This is a genomic window from Bacillus cereus group sp. MYBK108-1 (assembly GCF_051917185.1).
Classification (GTDB): domain Bacteria; phylum Bacillota; class Bacilli; order Bacillales; family Bacillaceae_G; genus Bacillus_A; species Bacillus_A cereus.
Map to the genome: position 1 here is coordinate 81184 of NZ_JBQAHZ010000005.1, position 13546 is coordinate 94729.

Here is a 13546-nt window from a genome sequence, read left to right on the forward strand (position 1 = left end):
ATTATTTTTCCCTCCTTTTTTCAAACAAGCAAGAATAGGAAGGTGGTTCACATGACGTTACAAGTTCCAACAATATTAATTGGTTTAGGTGGAATCGGTAGTACTGTGACACATCAAATATATGAAAGACTACCTGAGGAGCGTCGAAAAAAGGTAGCAATGCACGTATTTGATACAGATGTGAATACATTAAGTAAATTCGATCATATTCGAAAGTTTAAGACACAAACGAGCTCTAGTAAAACACCTAGGGAGTATATTGCAGGAGATCCAACGATTCCAGAGTGGTTTCCGATGGACCCGACTATACTTGATAAACCATTAACAGAAGGAGCAGGACAGTTACGCGTCATTTCACGTTTAGCGTTACGTGCTGCGATGAAAGAAGATAAACTCACATCCTTTTGGCAAGAAATCGAGAAAATTTTTCCGGTTACAAGCGATCAAACGGAATATGGTGTGCGTGTCATTATCGTAACATCACTAGCAGGTGGAACAGGTTCAGGAATGTTTCTACAAATTGCACTATATTTACGTGAAATGCTTCGAAAAAAACTGCAACATCACAACATTTTAATACGTGGTGCGTTTCTAATGCCGGATGTGTTAGTGAAGACGAGAACGGTTAGTGCGAAAGAATTTGAAACGGTGCAAGCAAACGGCTATGCATCGTTAAAAGAATTACATGCCATTACGCTCGGTTCTACTGGAGAACTGTCCAAACGTGGCGGCGTTACAATTGAATTAGAATATCGGCCTGATCAAGTAGATGAAGACGGCAGAACGAATCATACGATTAAACAACATCATTTACCGTACAATTATTGTTTTTTATACGACTACGAAAACCTACATGGACACCATTTGCACAATTTATCAGATTATATGGAGCAAATGGCAAATACGATTTATTTACAATTATTTAGTCCGATGTCTGCAAATCATTTTGCACAGGAAGATAACCAAATTCAGCAATTGGCAGAATCAAGTGGGAAAGGACGATATTGCGGGGCAGGAACGGCAAAGATTATTTATCCATATGAGCATGTGTTAAAATATTGTGCTTTAAAATGGGCAGTGCAAGGTTTAGATGAATCGTGGCTTCATTTAGATCAATTGTTTCAAGAGAAGAAGCATAGATATGACCAAGATGTAAAACGTGGTATGCAGCGTGAAAAGCCAGAGCGTGGGAAAAGTTATTTAGAAGATTTAGAACATCTTGCTACCCGTCCAGAACAGGCTCATATTTTTTATAGACAAATGTACAATGAAACGCGTGAAGGCGCAGAGGGTGGCAAGGTTGGTGTTGCAAAATCTAAACTATTTTTAGAAGCTGTAGAAAGTTATGTACAGCGTACGGTACAAAAAGACGAAGAATTAAATCGTCTGCAGCATGAGTGTAAAATTTCGTCTGCCAAGCTGAAAATGACGGAACAAATGAAAGGTGAAGTAGCAAGGGTAGACCATGCGGTTCGTTTATATGCATATGCGATTCCGAGCCGCGTACATGAACATGTAACGACACTTTTATATGACATGATTGAATCAGACCGTTTTTCACCAAGTGGTTCTGAAGGACAGTCATATCAACTAAATACATGGTTTTTAAAGAAAACAGATTCTGTTCATCCAGTAGCAGCTCGTTTTATGCTGTATGAAATTCGAAAGCAGTTAGTCGAAAAAATGAATCGACTACATGAAAATAATGAACAAAAGCGTAATTTAATTCAAAACTACGATAAGAAATTTAATGTGAGTAATATTGATGGAACGGTAACAGCTGTACGCCGAGTAGAAATTGCGCAGCAACAAGGCTGGTTTGGAAAAATGATTAATAACCAGCAGCGTTTATTTAAAAAGGAATTTGAAGATATTGTAACGCAGTACGTACACAAATTAAACGAATACCGTAAAGAAATGCTATTAGAACTCGTTTATCAATCGCTATATCAAGCAGTTAACAAAATGATTCAATATTGGGAAAGATTTTTTGATAATTTACATGAAACACGTGAAAATTTACTGTTTGAAATTCAAAAACGAAGCAAGGAATTTGAAGGGAAAACAAACCCAACGAATGTATACGTATTAGCTGAAGAGAAGTTGCAAGAAAAGATATGGCAAGATATGCAACAACATTTAAATTTAGGTGTATTACCGAAAGATATATGTGCGGAAATTTATATGAGCTTATACGGGGAATATTGCCGGGATGCGAAAACAGAAGAGATTCAGTCGAAAAAGGTAGAGGATTTCTACCGAGAACATATACTGAGCTATTGTTATGACGAACTGCAAGTACGCTATCGTGATAAATTAGAACTGAATATTATTGAAGCGTTGCGAAAAGAAGCAGATTATAAGAAACGTGATCGCGATGAATACGTTCGTGAAAAAATTGAAGACCTGTTCCATTTAGCGAGTCCATTCGTTCCGAAAGTTGCTCATCATAGGGAATTACAATATTGGGGTATACATCCTTCTTTAAAGAAAGAGTTGCAAGAGGAATTAATTCAAGAAATGTTTAAAGAAAAAGATACAGTACATGAAGCCTTTTCGCCATTTGAAGTGATCTGTTATCGAGCGCATTACGGCTTATCGCTGCAAGACTTTCCTAAATTATCATCAGGACATATTTCAAATGGATTTATGAATGATAAAGGTGACTATTTCCAATCGTATTATCGCCGTGTAAACAAATTAAATAGTAAAAAATCTAGTTTAACGCCGCATTTAGATAAGTATTGGCACTTACCAGCCTTTATGCCAGATTTAAATGCGACTCAAACAAAATTAGATTATGATAAATGTAATCGTGCATTACTATACGCATATATGTATCGCTGGATTAGTTTAGTTGCTGTTGATGGACAGTTTGTGTATCAATATAACGGTGTAGGACGTAGCTTTTTAATTCAGTCAATGGGGAAAAATATTTCAAGCGAAAGTTATAAATTACACAGAGCGTTGCTTCATAATCCGTTTATTTATGAAAACATCTTGTCACGATTTGAAGAAGAGCAAGAAAAGGCGATGATACAAGGTGGACATTTATATACACATCCGTTCGTATTAGGAGCCCAAGATGTAAGATGGCTTAGAAAAGAACATGTCCACAATCTTTTAGATATGATTTTAATGTATGATCGTGAAGCGAAGTATGATCCGACGTTAGAAGAAACATCAGATGAATTATTAAGACTATTCCTTGATGAAATCGAGTTGTATTTCCAGAACTATTACGGTACAGGTGCCGATATGGTGGCAAAGAAAGAGAAAGAAATGTTTATTAAACAATTGTGGGATCGCTCGCATGCAAAAGGATATGTAGATCCAAATAGCGCTCCGTATAAAAAATGGCAAAATTTATTAGGTGTTCAAGATGAAGAAGAAACGTCAAAAACGAATGTATAATGAATGAAAAGGGAATCCTTAAAAGTGGCAATACAACTTTAGAAAAGAGGGATTCTGATGCCGTTTTTAGGAAGTGTATATCAAATATTTGGGTTATATCCGGAACTTTATTATGGGATGATTTCAGCGGAGCTGCAAGAGGAAGCTCAGAAGGAGCATCTTGAAAATAGTAGTGCAGAAGCTGAAGTGGAAGAATAAAAAAAGTGCAGATGAAAATCTGCACTTTTTTGTTAGTATTAAAATGGTGACATAACCTCAAACCAATTATTATTCTTAGATAATAATTGATTTGAGGTTATTATGATTTTTATTGTATTGTATGTAATGAAAATTGTATGAAAATCAATGTAATAAAATGCATATGAAATATTAAGGTGGAAAACAACAATGTTTTTGAGGAAATAATTATGTATAAAAATAACATTTTATACATAATAAACCGATTATTTTTGAGTGATTTATTATTGACAGTATAATTAATTGTATGATAAATTCAATCAGCATTCTTAATGGTTTTTTGGTATGATTAATATTTTGAAAATTCAATACGGTATAAAGAGATTGATTTTTCTGTTTTTTTGAGGTGGGTCACTAAGTCTATAGGGGAAGTGAACTATGTATATTTTTATTTTTAAAATAGAACAGTAATAAAGAATGTAACAAGTAAGAGATAAACTTGAAAAAGAGGTTTCAAAGAATGAGTCTTTTCATAAAGAAAGCAATGGATGAAGAAAAGAAAAAAGTATTGAATCAAACTTTAGGAGCGATTGATTTAACTCTTTTAGGTATTGGCGCAATTATTGGTACAGGTATTTTCGTATTAACTGGTATTGTAGCAGCGAAACATGCTGGTCCGGCGATTGTATTATCTTTTGTATTAGCGGCAATTATATGTGCATGTGTAGCTTTCTGTTATGCTGAATTTGCATCTACAGTTCCAGTTTCGGGAAGTGTATATTCATATACATATATGACACTAGGTGAGATTTTTGCATTTATAGTTGGCTGGTGTGTTATGCTGGAGTATTTATTAGCGACTTCTGCGGTTGCAGCAGGCTGGTCAGCATATTTTCAGTCATTGCTACTAGGTTTTAATATTCACATTCCTACGATTTTTGCTTCGGCACCAGGAATGGGGAAGGGTGGAATCATTGATTTACCAGCAGTTCTTATTATTTTAGTTGTTACATTTTTATTAAGCCGTGGTGCAAAAGAAAGTGCACGAATAAATAATATAATGGTTATTATTAAACTGGCTGTTATTGTAGGGTTTATTGTTGTAGGGACACAATATGTAAGACCAGAGAATTGGCAACCATTTCTACCGTTTGGTTTTCACGGTGTGGTAGGAGGCGCTGCTACTGTATTTTTTGCTTTTTTAGGATTTGATGCAGTTGCAACAGCCGCAGAAGAAGTGAAGCGTCCACAACGTAACGTGCCAATTGGGCTACTTGTTTCCTTGTTCATTTGTACGGTTCTATATGTAGGTGTTTCATTCGTGTTAACTGGAATGGTTCCGTTTACGGAATTAAATGTTGCTGATCCTGTTGCATATGCGTTGCGCACTGTAGGAGAAGATAGAATTGCTGGGTTGTTATCGGTGGGAGCGATAGCAGGGCTAACAACAGTTCTGTTAGTAGCTATGTTTGCATTTGTTCGTGTATCTTACTCGATGAGTCGAGATGGATTGTTACCAAAAAGACTTTCAAGTGTCCATAAACGTTTACAAACTCCATTTTTTAATACATGGGTTACAGGTATACTAGCAGCTTTATTAGCGGGATTAGTGGATTTGAATTTATTAGCTAATTTAGTGAATATGGGAACGATAACAGCATTTGTGTTTGTATCTATAGCTGTCATTGTATTAAGAAAGACAAATCCTAATATGAAGAGGCCATTCCGTGCTCCTCTAGTACCTTTTTTACCTATCGTTTCGATAGTAAGTTGTATATATTTAGCTTTGAACCTTTCTAAGCTTACTTTAATTAGTTTTGTGGCATGGATTATAATAGGTGTTTTCATATATTTTGTATATGCTAAAAAACATAGTAATGTTAGAAATAGAAATAAAGTATAGTCCATTGAAATAATACTTGTAATGGAAATGAAAACACGCTACTTATTCATATAAGAACAAGTAGCGTGTTTTTTCTATTTAATAATCCCATTTTCTAAAATTTTAATAGTTGGTGCCACTTTCACATTAGCTTTTGAAAAGGCACTCGGCCAATCATCTTCGACTTGTTTCCATTCTTTATATTGAAACGCTCTCGCATAATCACCAAATCCGAATGGATCAAGTTGCTGTTTTTGAATGTTGTGGATTAAATCGTTCAAATCTTTGTTTAGTTGTTTTGTAATAAGAGAAGTTAATTTCTTTCTATCTTTGTCTATATCCATATTGAATGTAAGTTCAGAGACAGCAATTTTCAAATCCATTTTAACATGAAATTTGAAGTGGTTATCGCTATAGTCTGTACCGATATCATGATTCATACTAAGAACATTTATTGTTATAAAATCGTCGCCTTTTGTATCTTTTAGATGGCTATTACTTTCAACTAAATTAGAGGGGATTTTCATTGTAAGTGAAACGGGTATATTAGCTTTCTTTTGCACCATAAGAAGAAGGGCACTTTCGTAGCGATTTAAAGACATCTTATAAGTTCCACGAGAGGTTAATAGTGCCGAACCGGTAACAATAACATCTTTCTTCCCTTTTTTTATTTCTGAAATAGCAGGAGTTACGCCTTTATTAAAAGTTTGTCTATGAAATTCATGGAATGTCGTAAACACGGTCCGATTGTATAGTTTGTTCGTATTAATTAAATCTGTTAAATATTCAGGAAGAGCAGGCTTATCTTTGAAATTATTATATATAACAGAAGAAATGGGGCCATCTACTGCAACCATGCGCATATTCCCTGTATTTTTAGGGTCGCGATACCAAACATCCAGATAAGGCATAGCTCCTTCTTGTTTTAAAAAATTCGTGCTAAACAATATAAGCTGTAACTTTTCTGTGGACACTAAACCGCTGCTTGAACTGTTAAACGTATCTTTTGCTTCTCGGGGTGTATGTACTTTCGCTTCATGAATTTCGTACTTTTTCTCTACATCTTCATTGAAAATAGGATTTACGTGATACACAATTAATTTTCCTTTTGCTTTTGCGTCAAAACCATAAATTAATGAGATGGATTGTTTTTCTAAATCAAGCCGATCTTCACAACCTGCTAAAAAAATTATGAGAAAACAAAATATAATAAAATGAATAAAGCGTCTCATTTAAACTTTTCTCCTTTTCCAATGCTGATAAAGTGTCATGTATAAGAGAAATACAACCGGGAATAGAAAAACGATAAAATAACTAGCAGTTCCCCAAAATTCCCGCAACGAACTTATCTGATAAGAAGAAGGGATATAAAAGAATAAGATGAAAATACACCCGAATAATAAAAAATAAATAGGTAATGAACTGCCTTTTTTGTTAAGTAATTGATTAATACCATCTGAAGCAGTAAAAATATAAGGAATACAGGAATCAAAAATAATAAAGAGATAAAATGACAAAAAGATAATTTCAAACCGCTCAAGAAATGAGAAATGAAACGGTGTAACAAGAGAAAGAGTTGGCCATAAAAACTTTGTTATACCATCTGGACTAAAATAAATAAAAGAAACGAACGTGATTTGAAGATAAATAAATAACGTAATCAAATTTGCAATAACAATTCCTTTTTTTGCAGATGCTTTGTTAGTTAAATAAGGATAAAGGACAAACGCAAACTCGAATCCGAGAAACGCAATGATAGTTGATTTTACGGTGTTTATAATTGGTAGCCATCCTTCCTTGATAAGAGGAAGAAGATATATAAAATGCCCATCTTTAAGAGGAATAAATAATAATAATGGCATCCAAAGTGTAAAGATGACAGTGAAAACAGCAAAACGACTAATAATAAGTGCTCCTTTACATGCAAGCATAAGCATTGGAATAGATAGCAAAATCATAATTAAAGACATAGGAGATCTAGGTAAAATCCAAATATGAATAACGTATAAGAGGGAAAAAATTAAGGAAACAGCTGCGAGTACAGCATATAAAATCCAAAAAATCATTACTACTCTTCCTAGCCATTTTCCAAGATAGCGTATCAGCACATCAAGTAAAGTATATCCTGGATGTTTTTCCATGATTTTTACAATACATAGACTGACTAAAGTAGTAATGACACATCCGATAATAATAGACATCCAGCCATCTGTATTCGCTCCTTGTGCAACTTCACGCGGAAGTGTAAGTACGCCGAATCCGACTTGAACACCACTAATCGTTAAAATGTATTGAAATAAAGTGATCTCCCTCTTTGCACGTTTTGTCACTAATTCTCCTCCTTTTCTTTAACATCTCTTTGCCGGTTATCTTGTTTTAATTGTAGAGATAGTGGCCGTTTCTTCATAATTTTCCATGGGAAACGTATAAGGGTATCTTTTAAATCCGAAGCATATGACGGAGAAAAAGGACTACCATATGGTACACCAAGTGATTCCATAGAAAGAATATGGATGATAATGATTGCCATTCCAACCATAATTCCAATGACGCCAAATAAAGAGGCGGCTATCATCATTGGGAATCGAAGAAGCCGAATTCCTGCTGACATTTCTAAGTTAGGAATAATGAAGGAGGCAACCGCAGTAATTGATACGACGATAACCATAACGTTACTCACAATCCCAGCTTGAACCGCAGCTTGTCCAATTACAATTCCTCCTACGACGCCGATTGTTTGTCCAACAGGCCCAGGAAGCCGAATCGCTGCTTCTCGGAGCATTTCGAGAACTAATTCCATTAATAAAGCTTCTAATATGGGAGGAAAAGGAATTTTGGCTCGAGATTCTCCAATCGTTAACAACAATTTGAGCGGAATCACTTCATAATGGAAGGAAATCATAGCAATATAAAGAGCAGGAGCAAATATTGCAATAAATAGCCCAGTGAAACGAAGGAGTCGTATAAAAGATGGAATCATAGGTCTGAAGCTGTAATCATCTATCGTCTGAAAGAAGGATGAAAAGGTCATAGGTCCTATTAATACGCCTGGTGAGCGATCTACAACAACAGCAATTCGCCCATTCAAAATATGATGTGCCGTTGTGTCAGGACGTTCAGTGATAGACAATTGTGGGAAGAGAGTATAGGAATTATCTTCAACAAATCCTTCTAATTCACCGGTAGTAAGAATAGCATCTACTTTGATTGATTCAATGCGGCATGCCATATCTTGTACAACATCTTCGTTTGTAACATCTGCAAGATAAAGTAAAAAAACTTTAGAGGTTGCTCGTTCGCCAACAGTGAATTCCTTCACTTTTAATTCGCGATTTGGAATATAGCGACGAATAAGTGCGATACTATCACTTGCCACTTCATTAAATCCTTCGTGTGAGCTTTTTATGGAAGTCTCTGTTGTAGGTTCTTCAATACTCCTTTTTGGCGCCGCTTGCGTATCTAGTTCTAAAGCTGATAATTGCCCGTTTATAAATAAAATACTTTTGCCATGTAAGAGAGATTGCTCAATGTCTATCCACTTCTGAACTTTTTTAATATTCCCTATAGAAACAGAAGATTCCCAAAAATCATCTTCATTCCATTCTTTAAATAAGAGAGGACGAAGAATATCTACATTAATAACAGTTTTATCTACAAGTCCTTCCATATATATAAGAGCAGCTTCTTTTCCGTTTTTTAACGGGAAAGTGCGTGTAATTAATTCTGGAATACCACTAAATAATTTGGATAAGTGTTTAAGATTAAGCGGCATGGAGGAAGAAATTTCTTTATTTAATACAGTTTCAGATTGCTCATGAGTAGAGAAAGATTTTTCGCCCCTTATCCATTTTCGAAAAGATCCCATATATTCACCTTATTCCTCGTTGAACTTTATATGGGTTATTATGGATAGTTACATACAGACATATGCGCAGTTTAAAATTTATATTGTATATTTGTACATTTAACGCTATAATTATAGTGTTAAAGATGGAATCGTGATATGACCTGTTATGACTCTATCGTTTTATTTATGAATAAATGGATTGGTATTTTAGCAAGATGTGCTAATAAACTACTCCACCATGATAATAACGTGCCGAAATGTGGTGCGTATATTTTCGTGGTGGAGTTTTTTTATTCTCAAAAAGGGGGAAAGACCATGAATAACAACATGGTTCATATTACAATTGACGGAAAAAAGTATACAGCGGAGCCTGGTTCAACGATATTGGGTGTTATTAATGAGAACGGGATTGAACATCCGCAAATTTGTTACGTGCCAGAAGTAGATCCTATTCAAACATGTGACACTTGTATTGTAGAAGTTGACGGAAAGTTAATGCGTTCTTGTTCGACGATAGCAACGGAAGGTATGAACATTGAACGTGCTTCTGTTCGCGCAAAAGAAGCACAAACAGAGGCGATGGATCGGTTACTAGAAAATCATTTATTATACTGTACAGTATGTGACAACAACAATGGGAACTGTAAACTGCATAATACAGCAGAATTAATGGAAATTGAACATCAAAAATATCCGTATGAACCGAAAGTAGATGTAAGTGAAGTTGATATGACGCATCCGTTTTATCGCTATGATCCTAATCAATGTATTGCATGCGGTCAATGCGTTGAGGTGTGTCAAAACTTACAAGTAAATGAAACGTTATCGATAGACTGGGAAGCGGAACGCCCACGAGTTATTTGGGATGAAGGAGTAAATATTAATGATTCTTCATGCGTTAGCTGTGGTCAATGTGTAACGATTTGTCCTTGTAACGCTTTAATGGAGAAAACGATGCTCGGTGAAGCTGGATTTATGACGGGATTAAAACCAGATATTCTTGAACCGATGGTAGATTTAATTAAAGAAGTTGAGCCTGGATATAGCGGTATTTTTGCGGTATCAGAAGTGGAAGCGGCCATGCGTGATACTCGTACGAAGAAAACGAAAACAGTATGTACATTTTGTGGTGTAGGTTGTTCGTTTGAAGTGTGGACGAAGGGGCGTGAAATTCTTAAAGTACAGCCATCTTCAGATGCACCAGTTAACGCAATTTCCACTTGTGTAAAAGGGAAATTTGGTTGGGATTTCGTAAATTCTAAAGAACGAATAACAAAACCTTTAATTCGTAAAAATGGAACGTTTGTTGAATCTACATGGGAAGAAGCACTGAATGTAGTTGCAAATAAATTAGGCGCTATTAAAGAAGAGTACGGTAAAGGTTCTATCGGATTTATTTCTTCCTCTAAAATTACAAATGAAGACAATTATGTAATTCAAAAATTAGCTCGACAAGTATTTGGAACGAATAATATTGATAACTGCTCACGTTATTGCCAATCACCAGCAACGGATGGTTTGTTCCGTACAATTGGTATGGGCGGTGATGCCGGAACGATTAAAGATATTGCGCAATCTGGTCTTGTTATTATTGTAGGATGTAATCCGACAGAAGGTCATCCTGTTCTAGCTACACGTATTAAACGTGCACATAAATTACACGGACAAAAGTTAATTGTAGCTGATCTTCGTAAAACCGAAATGGCAGAGCGATCAGATGTCTTTATTAGTCCAAAACAAGGAACAGATCAAGTTTGGTTAATGGCTGTTACGAAATATATGATTGATCAAGGTTGGCATGATCAGGAATTCATTAATGAGAATGTAAACTTCTTTGAAGATTTCAAAGAAAGCCTAGAGGAATATACACTTGAATATGCAGAAGAAGTAACAGGCATTTCAAAAGAAACGCTTATTCAAATGGCTGAAATGATTCGTGATGCAGATGGTACATGTATCCTTTGGGGTATGGGGGTAACGCAAAATACAGGTGGTTCTGATACTTCCGCTGCAATTTCAAACTTACTTCTTGCAACAGGGAACTACCGTCGTCCAGGAGCAGGCGCATACCCACTTCGAGGCCACAATAACGTACAAGGTGCTTGTGATATGGGTACTTTACCAGGATGGCTTCCAGGATATCAGCACGTTACTAACGAAATGGAACGTGCGAAATTTGAAACTGCTTACGGAGTGAAAATTGATAGTGAACCAGGTCTTAATAATATCGAAATGCTTCACGCAATTGACGAAGGAAAAATGAAAGCAATGTATCTTGTCGGAGAAGATATGGCTCTTGTAGATTCTAATGCAAATCATGTACATGAAGTGTTATCGAGCCTTGATTTCTTCGTTGTGCAAGATGTTTTCCTTTCTAAAACTGCTCAATATGCAGATGTTGTATTACCAGCAGCGCCATCTCTTGAGAAAGAAGGTACTTTCACAAATACAGAGCGCCGTGTCCAAAGATTATATCAAGTTCTTCCTACGCTAGGAGATGCGAAACCAGACTGGTGGATCGTCCAGGAAGTTGCGAATAAACTAGGTGCAAACTGGAATTATAGCCACCCAAGTGAAATCTTTGCTGAGATGGCAAGTTTATCACCATTGTTCTCGCAAGCGAACTATGAAGTGCTTGAAGGATGGAACAGTTTCCATTGGGGAAGTTTTGATGGAACGAATACACCACTTCTGTTCCAAGACGGATTTAACTTCCCAGATAAAAAGGCTCGTTTTGCGATTGCTGACTGGGTACGTCCAGCTGAATTTCCAGCTGAGTTTGACCTTCACATTAACAACGGTCGTATGCTTGAGCATTTCCATGAAGGGAATATGACAAATAAATCAACAGGTATTCAAACGAAAGTACCTGGTGTTTTCGTTGAAATCTCTCCAGACCTTGCAAAAGAACGTGGCGTAAAAACAGGTTCGTTAGTTCGTCTTGTCTCTCCTTTTGGAGCATTAAAATTACGTGCACTCGTTACAGATCGTGTAAAAGCGAATGAGTTATATTTACCGATGAACTCTACAGATAACGAAACGGCAATTAATTTCTTAACAGGTCCTGCTGTGGATGTACGTACGAATACACCTGCGTATAAACAAACAAAAGTACGTATGGAAGTATTAGAAGTTGATGGCGAAAATCCGATGCCAAAAGCGAACCCACGCAATAAAAAACGTCACCCACAAGCTGGAATTGAGGTACATCGTAAGTGGGCACGTCCAGGGTATGTGCATTTAACGGATAAGTAGGAGGAGAAAACTATGGCTGCACCTATAAAAATGATTCAAAAACAAGAATTAACTGAGGAAGAAATAAAACAGCAAAAGTTAGATGATTTAAAAGAGCTTCTAACTAATAATGAAGAAGCTCTAAATCAGATGTTTAATATAGTAGGGGAATTAAATGACATTGGAATGCTAGAAGCTGCAAATTCAATGCTAAAAGCGAAAGAACCAATTGCGAAAATTGTTCTAGGTCAAGTAACTCGTGAGCCTGTTACAAATTTAATTAATAATATGATGGGCGCTGCAGGTGCGTTAACTGAACTTGACCCAGAACTTACGAAAAAGCTTATAGGTAGTTTATTAGTCGGGCTAGAAGAAGGTAATGAACATCTAGAAAGTAATAAAAAAGTAGGGGTATTCGATCTTATGAAAGTATTGAAAGACCCAGATATTAACCGTGCTATCGGGTTTGGGCTTCATTTCTTAAAAGGTATGGGGAAAGGGTTAAAAGACGAATAAACTTCATGAAGTGAACCTTTCCGCCCAAATATTTGTAGGAAATAGTTTGGGCGGAAGGCTCATTTTGGTAAAATATATAATAGAGTAAAATGAGGCTTTTGGGAGGTATAATTGTATGTCAAAAAAAGTACATGAATTTAATGATATGATACGAAAACTTCGAAAGGAACTTTTCGGAAAAGGACCAGAACGAATTCATACTGTTTTTGCGGAAAATATGGCTATAGCGACTCTTTATGGAAACTTAACACCTACTGAAAAATTTATTTCAAGTACGATGGACGGTGCGGAAATGGTTCATATGGCTAGAACGAAAATGATTCAAGAAGTGTATGCTGCGAATTCCCGTGAACATTTGGAGGAACTTGTTGGAGCGAAATTAGTGAATTTGTTTTCAGATATGAAAGTAGAAGAAGATATTGCAGTTTCTGTATTTGTTTTTGATAAAAATATAACGTGAGAGAAGGATACTGATC

9 protein-coding genes are annotated in these 13546 nt (G+C 35.9%); 6 read left to right on the plus strand and 3 right to left on the minus strand.

Annotated elements, in window-relative coordinates; translation table 11 throughout:
* Positions 1–51: 51 nt before the first annotated feature.
* The 3 genes from ACTFSL_RS10270 (at position 52) to ACTFSL_RS10280 (ending at position 5494) form a co-directional block, all read left to right on the plus strand.
* On the plus strand, positions 52–3414 hold the full coding sequence (locus ACTFSL_RS10270; RefSeq protein WP_440041655.1) for a tubulin-like doman-containing protein: 3363 nt from the start codon (positions 52–54) through the stop codon (positions 3412–3414).
* A gap of 57 nt (positions 3415–3471) precedes the next feature.
* Positions 3472–3612 carry a hypothetical protein gene (locus ACTFSL_RS10275; RefSeq protein ID WP_001116193.1) on the plus strand — a complete coding sequence of 47 codons (141 nt, stop codon included), beginning with the start codon at positions 3472–3474 and terminating at the stop codon, positions 3610–3612.
* Between the two features lie 499 nt (positions 3613–4111).
* Complete coding sequence (locus tag ACTFSL_RS10280) at positions 4112–5494, plus strand: APC family permease (protein ID WP_135278061.1); 1383 nt, start codon at positions 4112–4114, stop codon at positions 5492–5494.
* Between the two features lie 74 nt (positions 5495–5568).
* Here the strand turns inward: ACTFSL_RS10280 and ACTFSL_RS10285 are convergent, their stop codons facing one another.
* Genes ACTFSL_RS10285 through ACTFSL_RS10295 form a run of 3 tightly spaced genes read right to left on the minus strand, consistent with a single transcriptional unit; the run spans position 5569 to position 9338 of the window.
* Positions 5569–6705: a Ger(x)C family spore germination protein gene (locus ACTFSL_RS10285; protein WP_119683805.1), complete on the minus strand. Its 1137-nt coding sequence runs from the start codon at positions 6703–6705 to the stop codon at positions 5569–5571.
* Positions 6706–7803: an endospore germination permease gene (locus ACTFSL_RS10290; protein ID WP_000166524.1), complete on the minus strand. Its 1098-nt coding sequence runs from the start codon at positions 7801–7803 to the stop codon at positions 6706–6708.
* Positions 7803–9338 carry a spore germination protein gene (locus ACTFSL_RS10295; protein WP_075719772.1) on the minus strand — a complete coding sequence of 512 codons (1536 nt, stop codon included), beginning with the start codon at positions 9336–9338 and terminating at the stop codon, positions 7803–7805. The genes ACTFSL_RS10290 and ACTFSL_RS10295 overlap by 1 nt, the downstream gene beginning before the upstream one ends.
* A 297-nt stretch (positions 9339–9635) precedes the next feature.
* Here ACTFSL_RS10295 and fdhF point away from each other — a divergent pair, with 297 nt between their 5' ends.
* The 3 genes from fdhF (at position 9636) to ACTFSL_RS10310 (ending at position 13530) form a co-directional block, all read left to right on the plus strand.
* Entirely contained in the window at positions 9636–12575 is a 2940-nt protein-coding gene (gene fdhF / locus ACTFSL_RS10300; protein ID WP_119683803.1) for a formate dehydrogenase subunit alpha, read from the plus strand.
* Positions 12576–12587: 12 nt separating this feature from the next.
* Positions 12588–13070 (plus strand): DUF1641 domain-containing protein, encoded by a 483-nt coding sequence (locus tag ACTFSL_RS10305; protein ID WP_000729897.1) that lies wholly within the window; start codon positions 12588–12590, stop codon positions 13068–13070.
* A 115-nt stretch (positions 13071–13185) separates the two neighbouring features.
* On the plus strand, positions 13186–13530 hold the full coding sequence (locus ACTFSL_RS10310; RefSeq protein WP_000039582.1) for a DUF2294 domain-containing protein: 345 nt from the start codon (positions 13186–13188) through the stop codon (positions 13528–13530).
* Positions 13531–13546: the final 16 nt, after the last annotated feature.

What these genes read in the sequence shown, in the direction of transcription:
- ACTFSL_RS10295 (WP_075719772.1), bottom strand. Translation starts at nt 9,338, where the DNA reads ATGGGATCTTTTCGAAAATGGATAAGGGGCGAAAAATCTTTCTCTACT.
- ACTFSL_RS10270 (WP_440041655.1), top strand. Translation starts at nt 52, where the DNA reads ATGACGTTACAAGTTCCAACAATATTAATTGGTTTAGGTGGAATCGGT.
- ACTFSL_RS10305 (WP_000729897.1), top strand. Translation starts at nt 12,588, where the DNA reads ATGGCTGCACCTATAAAAATGATTCAAAAACAAGAATTAACTGAGGAA.
- ACTFSL_RS10310 (WP_000039582.1), top strand. Translation starts at nt 13,186, where the DNA reads ATGTCAAAAAAAGTACATGAATTTAATGATATGATACGAAAACTTCGA.
- ACTFSL_RS10275 (WP_001116193.1), top strand. Translation starts at nt 3,472, where the DNA reads ATGCCGTTTTTAGGAAGTGTATATCAAATATTTGGGTTATATCCGGAA.
- fdhF (WP_119683803.1), top strand. Translation starts at nt 9,636, where the DNA reads ATGAATAACAACATGGTTCATATTACAATTGACGGAAAAAAGTATACA.
- ACTFSL_RS10280 (WP_135278061.1), top strand. Translation starts at nt 4,112, where the DNA reads ATGAGTCTTTTCATAAAGAAAGCAATGGATGAAGAAAAGAAAAAAGTA.
- ACTFSL_RS10285 (WP_119683805.1), bottom strand. Translation starts at nt 6,705, where the DNA reads ATGAGACGCTTTATTCATTTTATTATATTTTGTTTTCTCATAATTTTT.